This window comes from Streptomyces platensis (genome assembly GCF_008704855.1).
Classification (GTDB): Bacteria; Actinomycetota; Actinomycetes; order Streptomycetales; family Streptomycetaceae; genus Streptomyces; species Streptomyces platensis.
Genome location: NZ_CP023691.1, coordinates 955,379 through 979,330, shown reverse-complemented (window position 1 = coordinate 979,330; position 23,952 = coordinate 955,379). Strand labels below are relative to the sequence as shown.

General features: G+C 66.4%; 27 protein-coding genes and 2 pseudogenes. 21 read left to right on the top strand and 8 right to left on the bottom strand.

Annotated features, from left to right (window positions below; genetic code table 11):
* Window positions 1-3: 3 nt before the first annotated feature.
* Together CP981_RS04325 and CP981_RS04320 are read left to right on the top strand one after the other, a co-directional pair.
* Window positions 4-231, top strand: a complete 228-nt coding sequence (locus CP981_RS04325) for a recombinase-like helix-turn-helix domain-containing protein (RefSeq protein ID WP_085923440.1) — start codon at window positions 4-6, stop codon at window positions 229-231.
* A gap of 1 nt (window position 232) precedes the next feature.
* Entirely contained in the window at window positions 233-1,246 is a 1,014-nt protein-coding gene (locus CP981_RS04320) for an aromatic ring-hydroxylating oxygenase subunit alpha (RefSeq protein WP_085923439.1), read from the top strand.
* A 39-nt stretch (window positions 1,247-1,285) separates the two neighbouring features.
* On the opposite strand, the gene CP981_RS04315 is transcribed toward CP981_RS04320, so the two are convergent.
* On the bottom strand, window positions 1,286-1,816 hold the full coding sequence (locus CP981_RS04315; protein WP_085923438.1) for a MarR family winged helix-turn-helix transcriptional regulator: 531 nt from the start codon (window positions 1,814-1,816) through the stop codon (window positions 1,286-1,288).
* Window positions 1,817-2,111: 295 nt separating this feature from the next.
* On the opposite strand from CP981_RS04315, the gene CP981_RS04310 reads away from it, so the two are divergent.
* Window positions 2,112-2,714, top strand: coding sequence for a hypothetical protein (locus tag CP981_RS04310; RefSeq protein WP_143658837.1), 603 nt, complete (start codon window positions 2,112-2,114; stop codon window positions 2,712-2,714).
* Between the two features lie 84 nt (window positions 2,715-2,798).
* Here CP981_RS04310 and CP981_RS39340 read toward each other — a convergent pair.
* The 3 genes and pseudogenes from CP981_RS39340 to CP981_RS04295 all read right to left on the bottom strand — a co-directional run.
* A pseudogene (locus tag CP981_RS39340) lies at window positions 2,799-2,898 on the bottom strand (helix-turn-helix domain-containing protein); the annotation flags it as partial.
* Between the two features lie 299 nt (window positions 2,899-3,197).
* Window positions 3,198-5,023: pseudogene (dxs, locus tag CP981_RS04300) on the bottom strand (1-deoxy-D-xylulose-5-phosphate synthase); the annotation flags it as partial.
* 32 nt (window positions 5,024-5,055) lie between these two features.
* Entirely contained in the window at window positions 5,056-5,865 is an 810-nt protein-coding gene (locus tag CP981_RS04295; protein WP_085923437.1) for an inositol monophosphatase family protein, read from the bottom strand.
* 1,021 nt (window positions 5,866-6,886) lie between these two features.
* Between CP981_RS04295 and CP981_RS04290 the strand changes: the two genes are divergently transcribed.
* The 3 genes from CP981_RS04290 to CP981_RS04280 all read left to right on the top strand — a co-directional run bounded on the left by CP981_RS04290 (window position 6,887) and on the right by CP981_RS04280 (window position 9,545).
* On the top strand, window positions 6,887-7,546 hold the full coding sequence (locus CP981_RS04290; RefSeq protein WP_208852891.1) for an HAD family hydrolase: 660 nt from the start codon (window positions 6,887-6,889) through the stop codon (window positions 7,544-7,546).
* A 295-nt stretch (window positions 7,547-7,841) separates the two neighbouring features.
* Window positions 7,842-8,582: a class I SAM-dependent methyltransferase gene (locus CP981_RS04285; protein WP_085923498.1), complete on the top strand. Its 741-nt coding sequence runs from the start codon at window positions 7,842-7,844 to the stop codon at window positions 8,580-8,582.
* Between the two features lie 537 nt (window positions 8,583-9,119).
* The gene (locus CP981_RS04280) at window positions 9,120-9,545 is read left to right on the top strand and encodes an AdipoR/hemolysin III family protein (RefSeq protein WP_085923435.1); all 426 of its coding nucleotides are present in this window, start codon (window positions 9,120-9,122) and stop codon (window positions 9,543-9,545) included.
* Window positions 9,546-9,684: 139 nt separating this feature from the next.
* On the opposite strand, the gene CP981_RS04275 is transcribed toward CP981_RS04280, so the two are convergent.
* Window positions 9,685-9,882: a hypothetical protein gene (locus tag CP981_RS04275; RefSeq protein WP_143658836.1), complete on the bottom strand. Its 198-nt coding sequence runs from the start codon at window positions 9,880-9,882 to the stop codon at window positions 9,685-9,687.
* Between the two features lie 1,231 nt (window positions 9,883-11,113).
* Here CP981_RS04275 and CP981_RS04265 point away from each other — a divergent pair.
* From CP981_RS04265 to CP981_RS04255, 3 genes are all read left to right on the top strand, one after another.
* The gene (locus tag CP981_RS04265; protein ID WP_143658835.1) at window positions 11,114-11,518 is read left to right on the top strand and encodes a hypothetical protein; all 405 of its coding nucleotides are present in this window, start codon (window positions 11,114-11,116) and stop codon (window positions 11,516-11,518) included.
* Between the two features lie 159 nt (window positions 11,519-11,677).
* Window positions 11,678-12,028: a hypothetical protein gene (locus CP981_RS38455; RefSeq protein WP_244329541.1), complete on the top strand. Its 351-nt coding sequence runs from the start codon at window positions 11,678-11,680 to the stop codon at window positions 12,026-12,028.
* Between the two features lie 356 nt (window positions 12,029-12,384).
* On the top strand, window positions 12,385-12,747 hold the full coding sequence (locus tag CP981_RS04255; protein WP_085923434.1) for a hypothetical protein: 363 nt from the start codon (window positions 12,385-12,387) through the stop codon (window positions 12,745-12,747).
* A gap of 96 nt (window positions 12,748-12,843) precedes the next feature.
* Here CP981_RS04255 and murJ read toward each other — a convergent pair whose 3' ends face one another.
* The gene (gene murJ / locus CP981_RS04250) at window positions 12,844-14,169 is read right to left on the bottom strand and encodes a murein biosynthesis integral membrane protein MurJ (RefSeq protein WP_085923433.1); all 1,326 of its coding nucleotides are present in this window, start codon (window positions 14,167-14,169) and stop codon (window positions 12,844-12,846) included.
* Window positions 14,064-14,765, bottom strand: a complete 702-nt coding sequence (locus tag CP981_RS04245; protein WP_085923432.1) for a DUF6551 family protein — start codon at window positions 14,763-14,765, stop codon at window positions 14,064-14,066. The genes murJ and CP981_RS04245 overlap by 106 nt, the downstream gene beginning before the upstream one ends.
* 228 nt (window positions 14,766-14,993) lie before the next feature.
* Here CP981_RS04245 and CP981_RS04240 point away from each other — a divergent pair, with 228 nt between their 5' ends.
* Window positions 14,994-15,191 (top strand): hypothetical protein, encoded by a 198-nt coding sequence (locus CP981_RS04240; protein ID WP_085923431.1) that lies wholly within the window; start codon window positions 14,994-14,996, stop codon window positions 15,189-15,191.
* Between the two features lie 3 nt (window positions 15,192-15,194).
* On the opposite strand, the gene CP981_RS39120 is transcribed toward CP981_RS04240, so the two are convergent.
* On the bottom strand, window positions 15,195-15,320 hold the full coding sequence (locus CP981_RS39120; RefSeq protein ID WP_280116691.1) for a hypothetical protein: 126 nt from the start codon (window positions 15,318-15,320) through the stop codon (window positions 15,195-15,197).
* Between the two features lie 374 nt (window positions 15,321-15,694).
* Here CP981_RS39120 and CP981_RS04235 point away from each other — a divergent pair, with 374 nt between their 5' ends.
* The 11 genes from CP981_RS04235 to CP981_RS38040 all read left to right on the top strand — a co-directional run bounded on the left by CP981_RS04235 (window position 15,695) and on the right by CP981_RS38040 (window position 23,793).
* Entirely contained in the window at window positions 15,695-16,123 is a 429-nt protein-coding gene (locus tag CP981_RS04235; RefSeq protein WP_244329539.1) for a hypothetical protein, read from the top strand.
* 519 nt (window positions 16,124-16,642) lie between these two features.
* Window positions 16,643-16,945 (top strand): hypothetical protein, encoded by a 303-nt coding sequence (locus CP981_RS04230; RefSeq protein WP_143658834.1) that lies wholly within the window; start codon window positions 16,643-16,645, stop codon window positions 16,943-16,945.
* A gap of 94 nt (window positions 16,946-17,039) precedes the next feature.
* Window positions 17,040-17,414 (top strand): hypothetical protein, encoded by a 375-nt coding sequence (locus CP981_RS04225; protein ID WP_085923429.1) that lies wholly within the window; start codon window positions 17,040-17,042, stop codon window positions 17,412-17,414.
* 31 nt (window positions 17,415-17,445) lie between these two features.
* Window positions 17,446-17,931, top strand: a complete 486-nt coding sequence (locus tag CP981_RS04220) for a hypothetical protein (RefSeq protein WP_143658833.1) — start codon at window positions 17,446-17,448, stop codon at window positions 17,929-17,931.
* A gap of 897 nt (window positions 17,932-18,828) precedes the next feature.
* Window positions 18,829-19,323: a helix-turn-helix transcriptional regulator gene (locus CP981_RS04215; protein WP_085923428.1), complete on the top strand. Its 495-nt coding sequence runs from the start codon at window positions 18,829-18,831 to the stop codon at window positions 19,321-19,323.
* A gap of 5 nt (window positions 19,324-19,328) precedes the next feature.
* The gene (locus tag CP981_RS38450; RefSeq protein WP_244329537.1) at window positions 19,329-20,207 is read left to right on the top strand and encodes a tyrosine-type recombinase/integrase; all 879 of its coding nucleotides are present in this window, start codon (window positions 19,329-19,331) and stop codon (window positions 20,205-20,207) included.
* Between the two features lie 79 nt (window positions 20,208-20,286).
* A complete protein-coding gene (locus tag CP981_RS04205) occupies window positions 20,287-21,111 on the top strand; it encodes a HipA family kinase (RefSeq protein WP_085923427.1) in 825 nt (274 codons plus the stop codon).
* On the top strand, window positions 21,072-21,503 hold the full coding sequence (locus CP981_RS04200) for a DUF3037 domain-containing protein (protein ID WP_327227940.1): 432 nt from the start codon (window positions 21,072-21,074) through the stop codon (window positions 21,501-21,503). The genes CP981_RS04205 and CP981_RS04200 overlap by 40 nt, the downstream gene beginning before the upstream one ends.
* Before the next feature lie 245 nt (window positions 21,504-21,748).
* Window positions 21,749-22,510, top strand: coding sequence for a 3-oxoacyl-ACP reductase FabG (fabG, locus tag CP981_RS04195; RefSeq protein ID WP_085923425.1), 762 nt, complete (start codon window positions 21,749-21,751; stop codon window positions 22,508-22,510).
* 28 nt (window positions 22,511-22,538) lie between these two features.
* Window positions 22,539-23,309 carry an SDR family oxidoreductase gene (locus CP981_RS04190; protein ID WP_085923424.1) on the top strand — a complete coding sequence of 257 codons (771 nt, stop codon included), beginning with the start codon at window positions 22,539-22,541 and terminating at the stop codon, window positions 23,307-23,309.
* 343 nt (window positions 23,310-23,652) lie between these two features.
* Entirely contained in the window at window positions 23,653-23,793 is a 141-nt protein-coding gene (locus CP981_RS38040; protein WP_208852890.1) for a hypothetical protein, read from the top strand.
* The last annotated feature ends 159 nt before the right edge of the window (window positions 23,794-23,952 follow it).

Below are 23,952 nucleotides of genomic sequence, written 5' to 3'. Positions count from 1 at the left end.
CCCATGACCGACACCACCTGGCCGTACCTGGACGTCCACCAGTCCCGTACGCACGACCCCACCCCTTACGAGTACAAGCTGGCCGCCACCCTCGAAGAGGTCTTCACCAAGGACGGCCATGAACTCACCGACGTCGTACGGGGGCTGAACTCCCGTCAGGTCCACGCCCCCGACGGCACCCCGTGGACCGAGGAATCCTTCCGCACCGAGATACACCGCCTGGGAGCCTGACATGCCCCTGTCCCGTCAAGCCACCGTCGAGCACATCTACGCCACCGGCCTGCGTAACCAGTGGCACCCTGTCGTCCCCTCCTCCTTCGTCGCGCCCGGCGCGATGCGCAAGGTCACCGCGCTCGGTGAGCCGTGGCTGCTGTTCCGCCGCTCCGACGGCACCCTCGCCATGCTCGCCGACCGCTGCCCGCACCGCAGTGCACCGCTCTCCCTCGGCATCCACCTCGGCGACCGGGTGGCCTGCTGGTACCACGGCGTCGAGGTCGCCACCGACGGCACCGTGAGCGCCGTCCCCGGGCTGCCGGGCTGCAACCTGGAAGGCAGGAAACTCGTCACCTCTCTGCCCGTACGGGAGGTGGGCGGCGCGATCCTGGCGTACTTCGGTGACGAGCAGCACCCCGAACCGGCCGAGCTGACCCTTCCCGAGCCGCTCACCGACCCCGGAACCGACGCGTTCCTGTGCTACGCCGAGTGGAACGTGCCCTGGCGCTACGCCGTCGAGAACCTCCTCGACCCGATGCACGGAGCGTTCCTGCACCACGAGTCGCACTCCATGTACGACGGGGACACCACCGCCAAGTTCCGGATCCGCGAGACCGACCGCGGCTACTTCTTCGAGAAGACCGACCAGCGGGGCGTGAACTTCGACTGGGTGGAACTGTGCCGCACCGGCGTCGACTGGGTGGACCTGGAGATCCCGTATCCCCTGTCGGCCGGGCCCGGCGGCCCGTTCGGGATCGTCGGCATGGTCTGCCCCGTGGACGAGCGACGCTGCGGGGTCTTCTTCTGGCGCTACCGCCGCGTTCGGGGCTGGCAGCGCGACACGTGGCGCTTCCTCTACCGGACGCTGATCGAGCAACGGCACTGGGACGTCCTGGAGCAGGACCGGGCCATGCTGGAGGCCCTCCCGGCCGACGCCGACCAGCAGGAGAACCTCTACCAGCACGACCTGGGGGTGGTGCGGCTGCGGCGCCTGTTCCGCGCGGGTGCCGAGTCCCAGTCCGTGACGAGCTGACCGGCGGCGGGCGACGGGTTCCGGCCCGTCGCCCGCCGGTCAGCCGTCGCCCCCGGCCTCCGCCTCCGTGATCGACCGCTCCAGCTTCGACAGCAAGCGCGCCAGCTGACGGCACTCGGCGGGGGAGAGACCGGCCAGCATCCGCCGCTCGTTCTCCAGATGCTCCGCGAACAGCGCGTCGATCTTCGCCCGCCCCTCCTCCGTCAGCCGCGACCGCACCACCCGGCGGTCCTCCGCGTCCCGCTCCCGCACGATCAGCCCGTCCTTCTCCAGCCGGTCGATGCGCAGCGTCACCCCTGCCGACGAGATCAGCCCCGAGTCCGCCAACTGCCCCGCCGTACGGCGGAACGGGCTGCCCGCCCTGCGCAGCGCCGTCAGCACATCGAACCCGGCCACCGACAGCCCGTGCGCCTCCACCGATGCCGTGAGCCGCGCGCTGTAGCGCAGGAACGTACGGTGCAGCCGCGCCAGCACCTCCAGCGGTGAGGTGTCCAGCTCGGGCCGCTCCCGCCGCCAGTCCTCGATGATCGACGCCACCGCGTCCGGCTGCGCCGCCGTCTTCCTGGCCATCCGTGGGTCCTCCCCGAGCTGCCCTCCCGGGCCGTGGCCACGGCCCGGTACCCGATCACCAGGGATAGTTTAGTGGTGAGAAGCCATGCCCCTAACCTTCCCGGTCTTCCGAAACCTCGTACCATCCATGGTGCGCCGCGCGCCCGTGCCTGCGGCACACCACTGCGTCACCGGGCGTTCAAACACCACTGCGGCGGCTTCACGCCCGCCTGAGGTGCGGATCTTCCGTACAACATCGCCGCCTGCCTGCCAGCTGCGCCCGCTCCAGGCTTGTTCCCCGGGTAGCGTCGTACACGTGACCACATCGTCTGTCATGTTCGTCAACGAAGGCATCTTCGGCGTCTCGGACGACGCCGAAGTGCCCATGGAAACGGTGCGATGGTCGAACGGCCTCGCCGCTCCGATGGACCACGGAGCATGGATCCTCACCGGCATCAACACCGGCCCCGTGCGAGTAGAGGCCCACTGCCTTGATGCCGCACCGCCCGTTGAGGCGACCGAGTGGGAAGAGGTCGTAGAGATCAGCGTGCGATCGACCGCGGGCGACCTGCGCATCAACTCCGGTTACGACATCACGCCCGACGCCCTCCCCGTGCTCAACCCTCACGGACCCGGCTGGTACCGAATGCGCGTCCACGCATCGGGGCGCTCGATCAACCCGGACGGAGTCAGTGACGAGCCGGTCGAGGACTACCTCATTACCGTCTGGCCCCAAGAGCCGGCGCAGTCCGTCGTCATCCGCTCCAGCAAGATGATCGACGAGGCACTGCTGGCCAACGCCGACACCACATCCGAAGAGACCATTACTCACGCCACCCCGGAGCAGGACGACACAGCCGAAGGAGACAGAAGGTCTGACACACGAGCACGCCTTCTGCGCTCACTGCAAGACGACTGACCCACGTGCTGCCGGCGCCTCCGGCATCGTGCACCGTGACGACCAGCTGGGCCAGGAGCTGGCGGAATTCAGAGCGCAGGACGATTGCCGGCTCAAGGGCGAGGAGTGGACTCAGCCGCTGTATGACTCGACACACGGTTGCCGGTGAACAGCCGAATGGTGGCGCGAGCTGCCGCATCCGCAGACCGTGAACTTCTCCACCCACAGCGGCTCAGCCCTCAACTCCCCGCACATACGGGGGAAATGCCCGTTGCGCAGTTCTGCAACACGCTTTACGTAGCACTACATGGCCTTGATCCGGCACCAGCCGCTCAACGGTCCCTACACCGGCAGGCTATCGAAGGCATCGAATGGCATAGTTTGTTAGGCATTTTCAGTAATTGGCAATGCGGTGCTCGGAGTTCCCACCCCTTGGTGAAAGGATCCGTTTTCGCCCAGGGCGAAGTCGACGCGGTCATGGATCGCCTTGTGCAGGGCATCCTCGGTGAGTTCCAGTTCCGCGAGAAGCTCACTGCGTGAGCCGTGGTCGAGGAACTGTTGAGGAATGCCGATCACGTGGACCGGAGCAGCGAAACCGGCATCACGCAGTGCCTGTGTTACGGCTGCGCCCACGCCTCCCATGCGTCCGCTGTCCTCCACGGTGACGATGTGACGGTATCCGCGAGCCAGGCGAATGAGCCCCTCCGGAACCGGCTTGACCCACCTGGGGTCGATCACCGTGGCGTTGACTCCGTCGTCGGAGAGCCGGTGCGCCACCCGCACGCAGGGGCCTGCCATAGCGCCCACGCCGACAATCAGTACGTCCTGGTGTCCGGATTCGTACAGTACGTCGACGCCGTGCCTGCGTTCGAGCGCGGGTACGGCGGGCTCGACGGCTCCCTTGGGGAAGCGTAGGGCTGTCGGCGCGTCGGTGACGTCGACGGCCTCGCGGAGTTCCTCGCGGAGCGTGTCGGCGTCCCGGGGAACGGCCACGCGCAGGCCGGGAACCATGTTGAGCAGGGACAGGTCCCACATGCCGTTGTGGCTCGCACCGTCACTGCCTGTGATTCCGGCCCGGTCCAGTACGAACGTCACACCGCACTGGTGCAGGGCGACGTCCATGAGGAGTTGGTCGAAGGCCCGGTTCAGGAAGGTCGAGTAGAGGGCGACGACGGGATGCAGGCCGGCCATCGCCATGCCGGCCGCCGAGGTGACTGCGTGCTGTTCTGCGATGCCGACGTCGAAGAACCGGTCAGGGTGGCGATTGCCGAACTCACTCAGTCCGACTGGCCCTTGCATGGCCGCAGTGATGGCGGTGACGTTGGGGTTCTCCGCGCCGATTTCGGCGATTTCCGCAGAAAATACGGAGGTCCAGGACTGGGAACCGTCCGACGACGCTTCGCCGGTGCGGGAGTCGATCCTTCCCACTGCGTGGAAACGTTCGGCTTCGTCTCGTTCGGCGGGGCTCCGCGTCCCTTCTCCGTGATGCAGTGGACGATGACGGGACTTCCGAATCCCTTGGCAAGACGCAGGGAGTTCTCCAGCTCGGCGATGTTGTGTCCGTCTATCGGCCCGACGTACTTGATGCCGAGGTCCTCAAAGAGTGCCTGCGGTGCCACGATGTCCTTGAGCCCCTGCTTGACGCCGTGGAGGGTCTCGTAGACCGGGGAGCCGACGACGGGCGTATTTTCGAGGATCTCCTTACCGGCCGCCAGGAAGCGTTCGTACGCCGGCAGGGTCCGCAGCGACGAGAGGTGCCGGGCCAGCCCTCCGACCGTGGGCGAGTAGGAGCGGCCGTTGTCGTTGACGACGATCACTAGGGGCCTGGAGTTGCCTGCCGCTGCGATGTTGTTGAAAGCCTCCCACGCCATTCCACCCGTCAAGGCACCGTCTCCGATGACTGCCACCGTGCACCGGTCGACCTCGCCGCGCAGCGCGTACGCCTTGGACAACCCGTCGGCGTAGGCAAGGGCCGTGGAGGCGTGGGAGTTCTCGACCAGATCGTGTGCGGACTCGGCCTGCGAGGGGTAGCCCGACAAGCCGCCCTTCTTACGGAGGGTGGAAAACCTGTCCCGGCGGCCTGTGACAATTTTGTGGACGTAGGACTGGTGTCCCGTGTCCCAGACGATGGAGTCCTTGGGGGAATCGAAGACCCGGTGCAGCGCCAGGGTGAGTTCCACCACGCCGAGGTTGGGGCCGAGGTGACCACCAGTCTGTGAGACGTGCTCGATGAGGAACGTGCGTACCTCTGAGGCGAGGCGTTCTAACTCCCCTTCGGACAGATTGTCTAGGTCTTTCGGGGAGCTGATCTCGCTGAGCAGCTGCGCCATGGGATTTCCTCTCTGCATCGTTTTTCTGGAGGTCACAGGGTGGCGAGGGCGCGCTTCAGCCCGGTGACGACTTCGGGAGAACCCGCGAGAAAGGCGTCGACCTGCCCGGCCCGAACGGTTTCGCAATGGCCGCCCGCGGCCTTCACAAGAGCGATACCGGCCGCGATATCCCAGATGCTGAGATTGATTCCGACATAGCCGTCCAGCGAGCCGTCGGCTACCGAGAAGAGGTCGCAGGCGGCGGATCCCACCCAGCGCCAGTCCTGTACGTGAGAGACCAGGGCCGGCACGATCTGCTGCAAGGTGAATGCCCGGGCGGTGGCATCGTGGCACAGGCCGACTGCGACCAGGGCTTCGTTCACCTTGACCGAGGAGACGGTCATCGGGCGTTCGAGGCTGGAGTAGATCAGGCCTCCTTCGGCGGCTGCCCAGTCTCCGTGAGCAGGACGAACCACGGCACCCGCGAATATCCCGTCGCGTGACTCAAGGCCGACCGAGACGGCGAAGTCGCGTCGCCCGTGCACGAAGTTCGTGGTCCCGTCGATGGGGTCGATCACCCAACGCAGCCCAGAGGTCCCTTCCCGCGCGCCGGTCTCTTCGGCGAGGATTCCGTCGCTCGGGCTTTGGTCCGAGAGGTGGCTGATGATCGCGCGCTCTGCTTCTCTGTCAGCGCGAGTCACAAGGTCGTAGCGGGCTCCCTTGCTGGCAACCGACTGGAGAAATTCCGCCGCGTGCTCATCAATGGCCCTGGCGCCCTCCTTCGCCGCCTCTAATGCCAGGGCTGCGTACGGCAGGTCCACGCCTCTCTTCATCGAAGTGACCAGCATTTCGTCTTCTCGCATCAAGACTCCATAAATCGGCGCGTGGCTGAATGAATCCTTTCAGTGACCATCCTTGCTTACGGAATGATCTCGCGCCAGCAACTTCCAGCGAGATCGGTGCACATGGCATCGATTGTCTTGATCTGATTTATTGGGTTGCGAGCACCCCCTGTCGGCGACAGGGCTTGCGATCTGGTGGCGGTGCGGGTTACTTCGAGTTACGCACCGGGCGAGATGGCGTCCGAATTGCGAAATTTGCTGCAATGTTTCTCGTATCGCTGCCGCGATTTCAAGCCTTGAGGATGGAATCAATCGAATCCACTTCCCCTTCATGGGGATTTAAGGTGCTGCTGTTTGACTCGACAGGCTCAAGGCTGGACGTGAGCAAGACGTCGTTTGATTTGGGTGAGTCGGTGGTAGTCGATGCGGGCTATGGCTATGCCCATCTCGCGCATGGCGTCGGATACGGGTCACCTTCGGAGCGTTCGCCTTTGTCGCGAGGGACTCGGCCACCTTGCTCGTGGCACCCACGCCTCCCTCGACGGGCTCTCCGCAGCGGCCGGTGGCTGTCGTATTCCGTCGGAGTGAACATCGCCGACGCTATCCACCAGGCCGTGCTGCAGGTTCGTGCCGCCGGGCCACAATCAACGCGCTCGGTCGTTTCCTCGCAGATGCCCGCGCCCACGACTGGCAACCGGTCCTGCCGCGAGACGCCATCATCTACAACGACGCTCCGCCTCCGCCGCCTGCCAAGCCCGGACCCTGCGTGAGCACTGGGAGAAGTCCCCCAAGGTCAACGCCGAAGGCGAAGCCGTCGCGCTGCCCGTGGACCATCCGCTTGCCGATGCGGCCTGGATGCGGTTGTCCCTGGTCCGAGCCAAGGTCTGCCTCCCCAACGGCTACTGCGGAGCATCCGTCGCCTCCGCGCGCTGTCGAGCACGCCGGTGGGTGGTGCGAGCAGCTCGCGGTGAACCGCTGGCAAAACCGACGACAGCCCGACGCACCGCAGCGCCTGCACCGACTGCCCTCTACGCTGCCGATCATGACGCAGAGCCCTGTTGAACTGGTGATCTTCGACTGTGACGGCGTGCTGGTGGACAGCGAGAGGATATGCATCAAAGTAGACGCAATGATCATGGCTGACCTGGGGTGCACGTTCACTGAAGCTGAAATCATCGAGCGGTTCGTGGGCTCGTCCACCGAGGTCTACACCGCAGCTGTCGAGGAACGACTCGGACGACGCCTGGAGAAGGGCTGGCAGCAGCGATACGAGCATCTCTACGATGCGGCCTTTGAGGCCGAACTGACCGCTGTCGAGGGCATCGCAGAGGTTCTGGGGCGCCTCACCACAGCCGTCTGCGTCGCCTCGAACGGTGATCACGCCGGCATTCGCCGAAGCCTGGAGATCGCCGGCCTGACGGGCCACTTCGAGGACCACATCTTCAGCGCGGCCGACGTCCGTCGAGGCAAGCCTGCACCTGACCTCTTCCAGCACGCCGCACGTTCCATGGGGGTACGACCCGAGCGGTGCGCGGTGATCGAGGACAGCGCATACGGAGTGCAGGCAGCTCGGGCCGCCGGCATGCGGGCCTACGGTTACTGCGGCGGCCTCACCCCGGCCTCGCGGCTGGAGGGAGCAGGCACTGTCGTGTTCGACGACATGCGCAACCTGCCAGAACTGCTGGCGGCCGCCGCCGTCTGAGTTCGTACTGCCCCTCGCCCAGAACTGCTGAAACAACCTGTCCATCTCGCGAAGCAGCACGTCACACCAGAACCTGCGATGGGGAGATCGACATAACTTCGAAGAGCAGGACGCCGTTGCACAGCAGGCCCCTTCTCTGCACTTCACCAGATCGAGTGGCGGCGGGCCCGTAGATGATCACGGGTGCGCTATCGATGCCTCGGCGCTCGTGGGCGGCAAGTTCCGCGAGAGGGCCTTGAGTGGAGCGTGTGTTAATCGGTTGATGGAGTGCGAGGGTTGGCGGACACTGCCGCCGGTGTACTCCGATGCTGATGCCGCTGCGCTGTACGACTTGCTGAACCCGTGGAACCCGGACCGGCGATCTGACGACCGGTTTTTCTTCCCGTTGGTCATGGACGCGGGGTCAGTTCTCGACGTCGGTTGTGGCACGGGCTCCATGTTGAAGCTCGCCCGTGAGCGGGGTCATCGCGGTCGGCTTGTCGGCTTGGACCCCGACTGCGCCGCGCTGGATCGGGCACGGTTGCGGGCTGACGTGGAGTGGATCGAAGGCACCGCAGCGGACGCCAGGAGTGGGGCGGGCTTCGAACTCGCCACGATGACCGGCCACGCGTTCCAGAACCTGCTGACCGATGACCAACTGCGGGCTTCGCTCAGTGCCATGTACGGAGTGCTGCGGCGCGGTGGTCGTTTCGCCTTCGAGACGCGGCACCCCCAGGCAAGGGCCTGGGAGGGGTGGACGCCTTCGAACCCGGACGACGTGGTCGACCTCGTCGATGATGCCGGCCGTGCCCTGCGTTACTGGCACGACGTCGACTCCGTCGTCGGCGACATCGTCACGATCCGCGGGACGGTGGCGAAGCCGGACGGCACGGTGCTTCGCGTCCTGAGCGAGAGCTTGCGGTTCCTCGACGTAGCGGCCCTGAACGCGCTTCTGGTCGAGGCAGGCTTCGAGATCGAGGGCCAGTATGGCGACTGGGATCGAGGTCCGATCACCGATGACAGCCGGGAAATCATCACCATCGCCTGCCGCAGGTAGCTCCTGCCTAGTCGGCTCCGTGTACTGCTGAGTCTGCGTTCGCCGAGATGCCGCATGGATCAGGGGGTCTCCTCGGGGCGTGACCGGCTGGCTCGCCGAGCACGTCGCGTGCAAGGAGCGGAGGCCGGAGCAGGTACGGGTGGAACTGCTGGCCCGCTGCCGGACGGGGAGCATCGAGCCGCCGACGCCGGGGCGCTGCGACCGGATCGTGAATGCTGCGCTGCGAGTGGCCGAGCAGACGCTGACGGCGAGCATGGCGCCAGCGTGTCGTGTTCACCGCATATCGATGACGACCCTGGCGGCTGCCCTGGCCGGATTGTGGCTGGACAGTCGATGCGGACCGCCGGAGCATGGCGCGCAGGCGCGAGGCCGTTCAAGGGGGAGACCGTCGGCATGACCGTGAATGATGGAGCAGAGCCAGGCGGACAGCGGCCGTGGCATAGGTCGCGCGCGAGTGGTAACTCAGGGGCGGCTGGGCCTGGAGGCCCCAGTGGGCCGGGGGGATTGAGCCGGGGGCCGATCCCCTCAGGGGCGCAGATGCCACAGCCGGTAAAGCGCCTTCGCGTGCTGATGATGGTCTTGGGCGGTATGCAGGCCGTCCTCGGACTTGCTCTGCTGACCAACAGTGTGGCTTTTGCCACAGCCATCTGGGGCGAGGGCGACGTCTCGACCCCGTGCTGCACCACGCCAGGCGAGGCTCACTCCGGGATCATCGTATTCGCCGGAGTGCTCGTGCTTGCGGTTGCCGCATGGGGCATCACTACCGCCCTGAAGTTCCCCACGCGCCACCCCAATCTGCGCGTCTCCGCCTTCGCCTACGGTTGGACGGCGCTGCCCTTCACCCTGGCGTTCTTCGAGGTGGTGCCCATTCTGGGAGTGATCTGGCTCGTGCCGGCCATCCTGGCAATCGTCCGCCCCAACCAGCCGGAAAGCCGTGCTTGGTTCGGTCATCAGCCACTCTGAGGCAGGACCGCGACAGCGGAACCTGAGCACCTGATACGCGGCCAAGAGCCCGACGATACCTCGGTTGGGGAGCAGAGTTCGGCAGTCGGACCTGGCCCCTGCGTTGGTCGCTACGTACAAGTCAACGACGGGCTCGTCCTCACCCGTGGGCGCCTCGTCTCTGCCCGCTGCCTCCGGCGGCATCCTCGACCAGGACCTCGTCGACCTGGTCCTCGTCCGCGACGGCGAACCCACCTACTTCCTCCCCCCTGTGGGAGACCGCCAGCGACCACACCCCCACCCCACCACCCACCCGCACCACCGCCGCTCCGGCACGCGGAGCGCACCTGGAGGACATGCTCCATGCCTTCAGCCGGACCCTGGGCAGCGGGCAGCTCCTGCCCTCCACCCCCGACACCATCGCGCCCGCAGGCCAGGCCGCCGGGGCGCTCCGGCAACGCCCCATGCCCCAGCCCATCCCGGCCCTCGGACGCTGGGCAGGGTCACTGGGTACCTGACGGGGCACACCCCCGTGCGTCCCCCGCTCGGCGAGCAGGCCATCACCGTGATCCTGCCCGCCGACTTCGCGGCGTTCTGCCAGCTGACCACGAGATCTACCAGCACTCCACCCAGCACCTTCTCACCAACCACGGCAGCGCGGCCGATGCCGTCCAGCGCGCCCTGGAGGATCTGACGGCCTCCTGGACCCAGCCCCTGGCCGACCACCGCCATCCCCTGGGAAGCCCTCACCCATCGCATGCAGCGCGCCCACACCCCTGCCACCACAGCCGCGAGTGCCTGTATTCCCTTGTCCCCACCACGAAAGCCGACGCCGCTGTCCTGCAACAGCTCACGAGCGACAGCGCCCGGCTGACTGGAAGCCGACCAACCACGCCTTCTGGTGCACCTACGCCGAGGACTACACCCACATGAAGTCCGTCTTCAAACTCACCACCACCGACGGCGAGAAGACCGCGCACCGCAGTCTCCGGTTGCTCGCCCCTGTCCAGCCGGGGACTCGTGTCTGCGGTGCTCCTGGCTCGAGCCGCGCCGTTCAGCAGACGACGGCATCCTGGTCTCAGCTATGCCGCTCGGGCCTTGCCCGGCGGAGCGTGTTCGCCAATATGGCGGTCAGCAGTTCGATAGATCTTGCCCGACTGGCGGTGAGCAGCGCGCTCCCGTCATGTGACACCGGGGGGAGATCGATGCGAAGACCATGGTTCCGCCGGTCCTTAGACCACGTCCGCCTCACCACGTAGGACGTGGTCTAAGCCGCTGCCGCACCATGCCTTACCCGAGGCGTCCCCGCTCCTGGCCGTCGGCCACCGTGGGTCTGCACATGGGCCCGGAGACCTTCACCTGTCCGCCGCGCTCCTTGCACGGCCCAGGTGTCAGGTGAGAGACCGTCATGTGCGATGCAGAGCGGGGGGAGACTGTTGGGCTCGCATGTTGAGGTGTCGCCTATTCCATGAGCAACGGGCCGAACCCGTCACCGCGAGTGAGCGCGAGGGCCTGCAACTGTCTCGCCTTAACCAGGTTGAGGATGGTCAACTACTAGGGTGAATCAGGTACTTACGACACTCATCGCAGTGGCAGGAACTCTCATCGGGTCACTGCTGGGGTACCAGTTCCAAAAGCGAGTCGCAGACCGCAGTGAACGTCGCAGCGCCGTTCTTGCGTTCACTGGCGCCGCTAACGAGTTCTTACGTAGCCAACACGACTGGTGGTGGCGAAAGCATGAGGATCATGGTGGCCCGGCGCACGTCGCAGCCAGAACGGAAGCCTTCAGGCTACGCGGCCTGGTCTTCCAGGCCGTTCACCAACTACACCTTCTCGTGCCGGATGACAGCCTGCGCTCACGAGCAGAGCACACCACCGAAATGATTCATGCCCTTCACCGGGCGACGGATCGCGAGGAACTGCGAGTGCTGACGGTAGAAGCGCGGGGGAGCCTCAACGCTCTGGTCGGGCAGGCTTCTGGGCAGATCAGGTGAATGGCGCTCTGAGTGCTCGCCCCCGGCGACGCGCGCCGCTGACCCTGCTGTGCATGAAGTCGGCTTGCGGCTGTATGCCTGCTTACGTCGATGCAACCCTTGAATGGGATCCTTGGATTTATTTCTTGACTTCATCCCAAGGATTAATACCTTGGGTTCATGCCAAGCAATGAGAAGCCTCGCCTCATCCCGACCGGCAAGTGCTGGTGCGGCTGCGGGAAGGACGTCGGCCTGGGTAAGTTCTTCGCCGCCGGCCACGACAAGATCGCCGAAGCAGCGCTCATGGCACTCAAGTACGACGGGTCCGTCGCTCAACTGCTCCACGCCCACGGCTTCGGCTCGCACCATTCCGTCCGCCACGCCGCCGTCACCGATCCGGACTGCTCGTGGGAGAAGTGCGCCGACTGCAACTACAGCGGCGCCCCTGCCAGCATCGCCAACCACCGCAAGAAGGATCATCCCGACCGGCATGCCCTCGCCCAGGCGATTCGCGCCCTCGGCGGCACCTGAGATCCGCAGCGTGCCATCAAGGCTCTCGGCGAACACGGTCACACGTGGGAAGACCAACGGGCAGCGGAGAAACGGGTCCGGCAGATCCTGCGCGACCTGTGCGTGGACGGGCTCATCGTCAAAAGCGACCCTCAACGGGCTGTCTACGACCTCGTTCAGGAGTAGAGCCGAGGACACGACGGTAGCCAACAGACACAGATCGCTGACGCTTCGGCGGTCGGCAGGTTACCCCTTGGGGACCCGAAGACCTTGACTGAAAGGGTGTCAAGGACTTCAGGTTCCCCGTCCGCTGACCGAGGTGCGGAGAACATTGCATTCCGGGCCGCTGCGTACCTGGTCGCCTCTACAGTTGCGTCATGGAGTTCAACTGGGGTGACTCGATCTGGGAACTGATGCTGACGAAGCGTCCCTCCGACACACACTTCTCGCAGTCGAGTACTCCGGGCGGAAAGAGCCCGCTGGCGCGGGACGACGACAACACGCTCAACACGCACGCCGTGCTGTTCGACGGCACCAAGACTGCCCTGGCGATCGCTGGCACGTGCTTCGCGCTGGGGGTCGTTGTCGCGCCGCACGTCAAGAGTGGGCTGATCAGCCTTAAGTCGAAGCTGCGCCGCCGGGCGGAGAAGACTGGCGACGCCGAGGCCCCCCTTCCCCTCACGGTCGTTGCGGAGGTCGAGCCGGAGCAGCCTGACCCCCCTCGACTGCGCGCTGTCTGACTGTCAGGCCAGGCGCCGGCGCGGGCCCGGCCTGGGTAGATCCGCACTACGGACTATCCAGCACCCTTGCCGCGGGTGCTCAGCCAGACCGGGCGCTCACCGCAGGCCCGGCAGGCTCCGCAGCTCACTGATCTTCAAGATTCGTGCGAGCAGCACGAACACCAGGAACACGGTGAGGCCGCCCGCAGCGAGGCCCAGAGCGGCTGCCCAGGTCGTCGAGGTGACGGTATTGGAGCATGAGCGGGCCACGAACCAGCCCAGCGTTCCCGCCGCGAGGGCTGAGGCCGTCAGCTTGCCGTAGGTGCGGCACAGTCGCTTGCCGTCCAGCCGGCCTTCGAGTCGTCGTCGCAACAGCAGCGCGGTAACGAGCAGGCCGATGGCGTACGAGGCGGCGTAGGCGCCGGCCAGGCCGGTGACTGCCCATCGTGGGGGCATCAGCAGATGGCAGGCGGTGGCCAGGGCAATGTTTGCGGTACTGATCCACACGGCCATCCAGAACGGGGTCCGGGTGTCCTCGAAGGCGTAGAAGCCGCGCAGCAGCATGTACTGCGCCGAGAAGGGGATCAGGCCGAGTCCGAAAGCCTGGAGCATCTGGCCCAGCGGCACGATGGACGCTGAATCGGCTGCCCCGTGAGCGAAGATCACCTGCGCCATTTCCGGGCCGAGGGCCACGAAGAAGAAGGCGGCGGGAACGATGACGACGCCGCTGATCCGCAGGGCTCGGGAGAGGTCATCGCGCATGTCGTCCAGGCGGTGTTCGGCGACGGCCCGGCTCATTCGCGGCAGCAGGGCGGTGACCAGCGAGACAGCGATGACCGACTGTGGCAGCGACCAGATGGTCTGCGCGTAGGTGTGGGCGGAAAAGCCCACGCCGCCCTTGGGCAGTGCCGTGTCTGCGGCGGAGGCGTAGCGGGTCACCACCGTGCTGGCTACGAGGTTGGTGAGGACGAACAGCAGGGTCCAGCGGGCCGCGCTGATGCTCTTGCCCAGGCCTGTGCCGCGCCAGTCGAAACGTGGGCGGAAGCGGAAGCCGGCGGCCCTGGCGAAGGGGATCAGGGCAAGGGCCTGGATCGCCAGGGCGAGTGTGGTGCCCGCGCCGAGCAGCGTGACCTGGGTTTGCGTGATGTCCTGGACTGAGTCCGGGACGGTCATCATGCCGAGGTATACGCCGAACATGGAGATCAGGACGACGTTGTTGAGGACCGGGGTCCACATCATCGCGCCGAACTTGTCCCGGGCGCTGAGCACTTGGCCCAGGATGCTGAACAGGCCGTAGAAAAAGATTTGCGGGAGCAGGAACCGCGCGAAGACCACCGTCAGCTGAAACGCTTCGTGGTTGGCCGGTGAGTCGCTCTGATAGAGGCTGGTGATCTGCGGCGCCGCCCACACGGCCAGCAGCGTTCCGGCTCCCAGCACGGACATCGGCGGGCGGCGGGCTTCTCGTCCATCACCGCGAGGGAGGTGAGCGCTTGCACCGCGCCGATCTTGTTCGCCGAGGTGCTACCCGAGATGCCGAGATCGAGGCTCTCGACCTCCGCCAGGGTCCGGGTGTTGCGAGGGTCACCGGCCGTGATCGAGACGCGGAAGATGTCGAACGGCTTCACGGCCTTGCGGTCGCGGTTGGCCGGGAGAAACAACTTCGCCTCCTGTTCGGCGGACAGGCCCTCGTAGACCATGCAATCCCGAAGGAAATCCGGGCCCTCCTTGTCGACCGCCACCTCCGTGGAGTGCTGGCCGTCGAGAAGATAGTGCAGGCCGTCCTCTCGGAGGGAGACGATCGCCGGGAGCAGCGCGAAGGGATCCCACATTTTCGTGAGCCGGGCCGTCCAGGCGATATCCTTCTTCCGCTGCGCGGCTGGGCCGGCACCCTCGCCAGTGTTGGTGCCGAAGAGGCGGGCAGAGGTCAGACTCTGATCGACATGTAGGTCTCCCACGCGGATCTCCGCGTAGGACTTTCGGACGCCCTTGGTCGGTCCGGACTGCGCCGGAACGGTCGCCGGCGTGGCGATGCGTGCCACGTGCCCCTTTGGTAGCGATCAGGTCACGCACAATAAACCATGGAAATTCTCGCGCGCCAAGATATCTGGTGCCTTGATATTCCTCGCACTCTCGCCGTCTCGGTTTTCCTCGTGCCCTGACCCGCAACGCCCCACCCGACAAGGGGAGTTCCACCGAATATCTGCACCGACCGCCCTGAGCGGCTCCTACGCTGGATCACCTGCACCCACCCGACACGGAGGACGCCGATGGAAACCCCAAGCCAGCCCCAGCCACTCACCGGCCCGCAGACGGTCGTGCTCGGCACCGTTGTGGCGCTCACCGTCGCGGCGTTCTCGGCCGCGCTGTGGGGAAACGCTGAACAGAGCGAGCGCGGCTTCCGGCTGCTCAACTGGCTGCACAACCGCAGCGAGACCGAGCTCCCACCCGCAGAGTCGGATCTGTAACGCTCACAGCCCCTTCTGTGTCGTACCTGCCTGCTGGAGCGTGGACTCCTCCCGCAGGCGCCGGATTTCGTTCCAGTGTTCCTCGTCCGCCGTCTCCTCGGAGCTGATCGCCGTCCGCACCAGCCGCATCGCGCCCGCCGCCGCGCTCGACAGTCGGCACCCCCACGTCGGTCTCGAAGGCGGGCGGCGTTGGTGGCGCTGGGGGCAGGGTTCGAACAGGTTGAGGGGCGGCCGGTGGGCTGACACGGGCTCGCCGGGTGGCCGGCGAGCGGCATGGTGCGGGGTGACTGCTACCTCGGACCGTCTGGACCTGCCTGCCCGGCGCCGTCGCCACGCGCGGCTGATCGCTGCTTTGAATCAGCTGATCGGTGCGTGTGCCGAAGCCGCGGGCGCGGTGTACTGGCCGATCGCCGCCGCCCCGCCGGGCCAGGACGAGGTGACGGTGGACCTCATGCCGGTCAGAAAGGTCGCTCTCTCCGCCGCCCTGCTGGACTTTGCCCGCGATGAGGATGATGCCCGGTGGCTGGCTGTCGTCGCGCGGCAGCAGCAGGAGGCCGTGCGGATATGGCGCGCGGTGCCTCGTGGCGCGCGCCCAGGAGTTCGTGGAGGAGGCCGGGCCGCCTGGCGTGCCGTTGCCGACGGTGGAGCAGGCCGCCGTGATGGACCTGGCGGGTGCCGGCGACGCGGTGGCGGAGCCGTGGCAGCGTGATCCGCAGCAGGCTGTTGTCCTGGTGAACGAGCTGGTGGCCGGTGGCGAGTTCTCGGTGGACGAGGTCCTCGATGCGGCGGTCGACGCCACCGTGCTGACCGGTCTGCTGGCGCTGCAAGCGGCGGGGAGCGCATCCGACCCAAGTGCTGCGGCGGAGCTTTGCGTGGGAGCTGTGCCCTACCTGGCGCTCGCGGTGGCCTTGGCGACCGCCGATCTGGACTGAGCGCGTGGAACGTGACCTGCGCCCGTCAGGAGATACCCAGCTCGCAGCGTCCCAGCGGATGGTGCCCGCATTGCTGGCTTTCCCTCGGCTTCACCCAACTCGAGAATGGAGCTGTTCCAACTGCTCTCCGCCCAGGGCGGGGAGGACGCCGAAGTCGCCCGGGACCTTGCCGCGGCACCGGCTCGCCGACTGCCCTCGGACTAACCGGCGAAGCCCCTACACGCGCGGGAAAATACACGGCCTAGATTCCGCTTATAGATCCCCTCAGCCCATTCGTGATCACTGGGAAATTTGCCGTCGACTTTCGCGGGGAAGTGGGTTAGGTTCTATATGCGGCGCCGCCGGGGGTGGCGCCAACAGGGGGAGTCGGGGGGCTCTGAGTCCCGATCCGGCATGCACCAATTCCCTGTTACCCCTATTCGCATGAAGGTATTTGTGCGACGACCAAGGAGTGACAGAGTGCGTCCTATTCTGCGCAAGATTTCGATCGGTGCAATGGTGAGCGTCGCTGTGGGGACGATGACGTTCGGAACTCTGGCGGGCACTGCCAGCGCGAGGCCCAACGGACACTGCGGCCAGACCTTCGACCCGACTACTGACGGTGCAACGGCACACTGGACCCTGGACTGCAGTGGGGGGCAGATCACCGTCAAGGGCTGGTACCAGGACGATGAGCTCGACGGGGACTGTGTCGGCGTGAAGGCTCACTTCGCTGATGGCTCGACGAAGCGGAGCGAGACGTGCGACGGGTGGGGCTCCAAGAAGAGCTTCAAGTGGACCCGCCCCGGGTCGATAGCCGACGTCTACCTGTACGAGTTCTGAGATAACCACCGCAATGCGCCCTCTTGAGTGGCGCATTGCGGGCTCATTGGCGCGTATCACATCTACTCGAATGCAGAGAGGTCGGTCAAGTCAAATGCCTGAATTCAGTAACCTCCTCCGCGGCAAGGTGCTCAAGGCCGGCGCTTCGGCCGGACTGGCGCTGGCGGCGGTCCTGACCGCCGGAGGCGCATCTTACGCCGCAGGTGATGCTCAGAGCGGTTCGTTCCAGACGTCCGACGAGCTCATGGTGCTGCAGTCGGCGCCGCGGTTCATCTCGGGCTACAGCCTCCACTGCGCTGAGGAGATGGCCAAGGACAGCATCACCGGTCCCGAGGCTGACCGTGTAGTGGCGACCAAGTATTCGTCAGCCAGGTACGACAGGGCCAAGAAGACCTGGAAGTACACTGGATCCAAGGTTGTTGTTGTGCTCAACAACAGCGGCTACTGCGTTACGGCCTGGCGACGCTAGCATCACCACTTCGGAGCCTGAGGGAATCCATATGACAAGCCGCGTAGATTGCCACCTTCGTTACGATCCAGAAGTTGATGTGGCGCTCTTGTCCTTCGTGAAATCATCGTCCAGTTCTGGAGGGCCAGCTCTGGAGTTTGATGACGAGACGGGATTGGCAGGTCTGGTTCGGCTCGGCGATGAGGGGGAATTTGACCACCTGGAACTTTTGGGTGCGAAGCAAGTAGTCCCTCAGTTCATGCCGAAGCTGCGCACGCCACCGTCGGGCGTGCGGGACTACTGCCGCGGTGTAGTCGAAGTATGGATGACAGCATCAGCGGAGCAAGGAGCGGTCCGCTTCGATCTCGTTGACACCGCTGCCGGGGGCGGTGAGTACGAGGTTTCAGTGAGAGCCGAATCGTCGTCCTCGACCGTTGCCACGTTGAAGTACGACGGAGATTCAGGCGTGCTCCGTTCAGTGACGCTTTTCCCCTCGGGGAATCTGCTTCGGAACTTCATCGGAATCACGTCTGACTGATCTGACAGAAGTTCGCGTGTCCCCTGCCCGGCTTCGGGCAGGGGACACGTGTGCATGGGCCGGCTACGCATTGGCCGGATCGTCCTTGGCCACTGTGCCGCGTCGGGGTACACACCTTCGCGTCCGAGATGCTCGTGATTTTCGCCAACTCGCCGGAGGCGCTGGGTCTTGTTGTGCTGCCTCTCTGCCCGCCGGCGGGCAGGGCCAACAACGTCCCCCCGGCCTCAGGCTGCGTGGGCGAGGCTCCGCTGACCACCGGTCCAGGGAACCAGCGAAAATCCGTCATATCTGAAAAGTGTTCCGCCAGTCCGGTGCACGGCTCCGCCATGGTGGATACCCGTCCGCAAGCAGTTCTCGTTCCGGCATTCGCCTACGGCAGACGAGAAAGAATCTCGAAAGACTGGAACCCTTTCCGGGGCTATGTCAACGTACAACACCATGGAAACGCAAGGCTGGTGTGCGGCCTACTCGGTGACCTGATGAGGAGTCTCTTCTGCCGATGTATGTGCTCCGGCTTGTTCAACTGACCGCACCAGTTCCTTTCACATTGGGCGTACTTAGCGCGTGGGCTGCGCACGCCCAATTTACCTACGGGGACTTCCTCTCCGCGGCCGTCTGTGTATGTGTCTGTGCGGCTAGCCCTATCGGAGAGAACTTGGTGATGCAGTGGGATGCCGCCTCGATTGCCGCATTCGACTGTGCTTGGCGGTGGAGTCGTAGCGGACTCAGGGCAGCGCTGCGTGTCGCTAGGAGGCATCGCGCGGCCCTGGCTTGTGCCTCTGGCATGGACAGCACCCGTCTGGTGACAGATGGCATTCCCTGCACGTGCCGCGCACGGTGTACGTGCTGTCGATCCCGCCTGTCGCTCCCCTTCTCTGAGCAAGGAACTCCCCATTTATGTGCCGATCCGCGATACCTCATGCCCTCATTCAGCCTGACCCGCCTGGCCCACCTGTATCCCCGTCTGAGCCTCCCCGTGCGGCACGCACAGCTCTCCTGACCGTTAAAGAGGCCGCTGAGTACCTCGGCCTCTCACCCCACAAGCTCTACGTGTGGCGGCACCGGCGGCAGGGGCCGCCGAGCTTCCGCATGGGGCCACGAGGCCGCGTCATGTACCGGAGAAATGCTCTGGATGCCTGGATCCGTGAACAAGAACAGGCCGATTCCCGCTCCAACACGACTCTGAGCCCGCTGAGCGCAGCTCCGCGCTCCGCGACGGATCCATCACACTGGCCGACTACATCACGATGCGCTGGGCCCCGGGCAGGGGAGGAGTTCCGGAAACCCAGCAGAACCAGGAGCGGAGGGCGCGACTTCACATCGTGCCGCATCTGGACCAGCTGCCGCTGCCGCTCAGGCGCATTTCGACGGCGGAACTTCGCGCATACATAGCGAAGTTGGAGTCCACCGTCTCCTCGGTCGATTACCGGCGCGGCGTCCTGTCCGAGTTGTCCAGCGTCCTGGATGCTGCCGTTGATGACAAGCGCCTCGCCCGGAACCCTGTGCATGCGAAGTCCGTGAAGTGGCCCAAGGCGCCGCGGGAGCGTCGAGAGGCGTGGTTGTTGGAGAGGGCGCTCCAAGTCCGAGACGTGATCAGTCCGCGAAACCGGGTGACTGTCGTACTCGGCCTGGGATGCGGACTTCGTCAGGGTGAAGTGTTCGGATTGAGTCCCGAGGACATCGACTATGCGAGGGGCGTGCTGCACGTCCGTCGTCAAGTCCAGGCGATTGACGGGAAGTTGTACTTCGCCCTTCCGAAGGGAGCCAAGACACGTACCGTCGACATGCCCCCCTCGGTGGCCCAGGAACGGAAGCGCCACGTCAAGGCGTTCCCGCCGGTAGAGGTGGAGCTTCCGTGGGAGAAGCCCGGGGCAGACAGACCGCGAAAGAAGTTGTCCCTGGGTCTCACTACGCGATTCGGCAACGCCGTGGCCGTGAGCACGTGGAACACCTACAGCTGGAAACCCGCACTGGCCAAGGCCGGCATCATCCCTCCGCGCCCAAAGGGGGCGAAGCCGTGGCAGTGGGAGGCGGCGCCGAAGGACGGATTCCATGTGCTGCGGCACACCTACGCCTCGATGATGCTGGAGGCGGGGGAGTCGGTGGTGACTGTGGCGCGGTGGCTCGGCACTCCTCGCGGGCTGTCACGCTCGGTTACTGTGCTCACTTCATGCCGGAGGCCGGAAGCAAGGGGCGCACCGCCATTGACGGACTGCTCGAGAGGAAGGGGGACCCACCGTGCCGGTAGAAACTCCCCGGATTCTCCCCAGGGCTGATCGCGGCGGGTTCCCCGGCTGGTGTGGGTCTGCATTTAATTGTGGATTGTAAGGCCGGTGGGTCGGATAGCCTGGGAAAATGCTGACAGAAGTCACAGCGACTCGCTACGTCACACCCCTGCGTGAGGGCGGCTCGCTCCCGGGAATCGTCGAGGGTGACGATCTCGGTACCTACATCATGAAGTTCACCGGTGCCGGGCAGGGGCGTAAGACGCTCGTGGCCGAGATTGTGTGCGGGCAGCTGGGGCGGCGGCTCGGGCTGCGGGTGCCGGAGCTGGTGCAGATGCAGCTCGATCCCGTCATCGGGCTGAGTGAGCCCGATCAGGAGGTTCAGGAGCTGCTGAAGAGCAGCGGCGGGCTCAACCTGGGGATGGATTACCTTCCCGGATCGCTGGGGTTCGACCCGCTGGCCTTCGAGGTGAGTGCCCGCGAGGCGGGGCGTGTGGTGTGGTTCGACGCGCTGATCAACAATGTCGACCGGTCCTGGCGCAATCCCAATCTGCTGGTGTGGCACGGCGAGTTGTGGCTGATTGACCATGGTGCGGCGATGATCTGGCACCACAACTGGCCCACCGCGGAGAAGGCTTCGGCCCGCCCGTACAACGCCTCGGATCATGTGCTCGCCACCTTCGCGCCGGACGTCGCCGCGGCGGCCGAGGAGTTCGCGCCGCAGATCACCGAAGAGCTGCTGACCGAGATCGCGGCGGATGTGCCGGACGAATGGCTGGCCGGCGAGCCGGGCTTCGACTCCCCGGACGTGCTGCGCCAGGCGTATGTGCGCACGCTGCTGGCCCGGGCCCGGACGATCAGTGAGCAGATCACCCTCGGGGAGCCCTCCGGGGACAAGCCCTCGCAAGCACCGGAATGGCTGGCGGCGAAGCTGCCGCGGAGGGCAGTGAAGTGACCGGACTGCACAACGGCCGGGATGTCTTCGAATATGCCCTGCTGAAGGTCGTGCCCCGGGTGGAGCGCGGCGAGATGATCAATGCCGGGGTGGTCGTGTACTGCCGCGCCCGGGGCTTCGTCGAGGCTCGGACCTATCTGGACGAGGCCCGGCTGCTGGCCCTTGACCCCACGGTCGATGTGGCCGGTGTACGGGCCGCGCTCGGCGCCGTCGAGGGGATCTGCGAGGGCGGCGAGCGGGCCGGCCAGGCGGCGGGGGACGACGCGGGACGCCGCTTCCGCTGGCTGATCGCACCGCGCAGCACCATCGTGCAGCCGGGCCCGGTGCACACCGGTCTGACCGCCGACCCCACCGCCGAGGCCGAGCGGCTGGTGGAGCTGCTGGTGCGCTGAGGAGCACCGGATCGCTGTTCGGGCGCCCGGCGCCGCCTTCGGGCGGGGCCGGGCGCTTCGTCGTGGCGCGCGCCGGGCCCCGTCCGGTCTCACAGGTGAGGTGGGCAACGGCGCGGTGGTGGGGCGTTGACAGCGGGTGGCCGGGCTTCTAGCGTCAGCCCTGCTCAGGCTACTAAGCGGTTGCTCACCCACGGGATCGGTGCGGCGGACCGCTTGTCGAGGTTTCGAGGGTGAGGAGAACCCGCATGTCCACCACCGAGCAGCGCGTCGCCATCGTCACGGGCGCGGCCCGCGGTATCGGCGCGGCCACCGCCGTACGTCTGGCCGCCGAAGGCCGTGCCGTCGCCGTACTCGACCTCGACGAGGCGGCCTGCAAGGACACCGTCGAGAAGATCACCAAGGCCGGAGGCAAGGCCATCGCGGTCGGCTGTGACGTCTCGGACGCGGAGCAGGTCGAGACGGCGGTCGCCCGGGTCGTCTCCGAGCTCGGTGCGCCGACCGTCCTCGTCAACAACGCCGGTGTGCTCCGCGACAACCTGCTGTTCAAGATGAGCGAGAGCGACTGGGACACGGTCATGAACGTGCATCTGCGCGGCGCGTTCCTGATGTCCCGCGCCTGCCAGAAGCACATGGTGGACGCCAAGTTCGGGCGGATCGTCAACCTCTCCTCCAGTTCGGCGCTCGGCAACCGCGGACAGGTCAACTACTCGGCGGCCAAGGCGGGTCTCCAGGGCTTCACCAAGACTCTCGCCTTCGAACTCGGCAAGTTCGGCGTCACCGCCAACGCCGTCGCCCCCGGCTTCATCGTCACCGACATGACGGCGGCCACCGCCGAGCGCGTCGGGATGGGCTTCGAGGAGTTCCAGGCCGCTGCCGCCACCCAGATCCCGGTCCAGCGCGTGGGCCGGCCGGACGACATCGCCAACGCGATCGCCTTCTTCACCGGCGACGCGGCCGGCTTCGTCTCCGGCCAGGTCATGTACGTCGCCGGCGGCCCGCTCAACTGACCGCCCCACCGACCTCAGGAGTCTGGACATGACCGAGCAGGACAGCGGGCTCCCCGAGCCCTCCGGCAAGGTGGCGCTGGTCACCGGCGCCAGCCGCGGTATCGGCTACGGCATCGCCGAGGCCCTGGTGGCCCGCGGCGACCGGGTCGTCATCACCGGCCGCAACGAGGACGCTCTCAAGGAGGCCGCCGAGAAGCTGGGCGCCGACCGGGTGCTCGGTGTCGCCGGCAAGGCGCATGACGAGGCACACCAGGCCATCGCCGTCGAGCGCGCGATGGAGACCTTCGGCCGCGTCGACTACCTCGTCAACAACGCCGGAACGAACCCGGTGTTCGGCCCCATCGCGGACCTCGACCTGGGTGTGGCGCGCAAGGTGTTCGAGACCAATGTCGTCTCGGCGCTCGGTTTCGCGCAGCGCACCTGGCACGCCTGGCAGAAGGACAACGGCGGCGCGATCGTCAACATCGCCTCGATCGCCGGTCTCGCGCCCTCGCCGTTCATCGGTGCGTACGGGATGAGCAAGGCCGCGATGGTGAATCTGACGCTTCAGCTCGCCCACGAGTTCGCGCCGGGCGTGCGGGTCAACTCCATCGCGCCCGCGGTGGTCAAGACCAAGTTCGCGGCGGCGCTCTACGAGAACCGGGAGGAGGAGGCGGCGGCCGGCTACCCCTTGGCGCGGCTCGGCGTCCCGGAGGACATCGGCGGGGCCGCGGCCTTCCTGCTGTCCGACGCCTCGGGCTGGATCACCGGTCAGACGCTGGTCGTCGACGGCGGTCTGTTCCTCAACGCCGGGGTCTGACGGCGCCGGGCGGGCCCGCGCGGCTTGCCTTGGTGTGCGCTCCACAAGGCAGAGTCAGTGGTGCCGGTCCTCATCAGGACCGGCACCACGCGCGTCAGCGGACCTGTCAGGGAGACCTGCCATGCACGACCGCACGCCGTACGGTCGTGGCCACCAAGGTCGGCGCCCGGCCGGACCCGGCCGGACCCGGCCCGCGGCAGCGCATGGCCCTCCCATGCCGAGGGCCTGGGAGGGGCGGCCATCCGTGGCCTGCCGCCCGAGATGCAGGGGGAGGCCGACGAGGAGCTCCTCGACTGCGCGGCGGCACACCGCCTGCCTGACGCTGACCGGCTGTGGGACGCTGATGGCGGGCGCCTGCTCCCGCACGGACGGAACGCTGCCGGAGCGCTACGACCATCCCGGCTCGGTGGCACGGCTGCGGGTGCCGGCGGAGGTCGCCGCGGAGTGCGGGGCCACCGTGAACCAGGTGGTCCGGCGTGGCTGATGGGCGGCGCCGTTCCCGTGGTGCCGGTGGTCGGCGTGAGCTCGGTGGCGCAGCTGGCGAATGCCTGGCGGCACTCGCTCTGCGGCTGGACGCCGTCCAGCGCCCCCGTCTCGACACCGCCTGAGGGGGCGGACCGCGGCTTCCGGGCCGGCCCGGTCG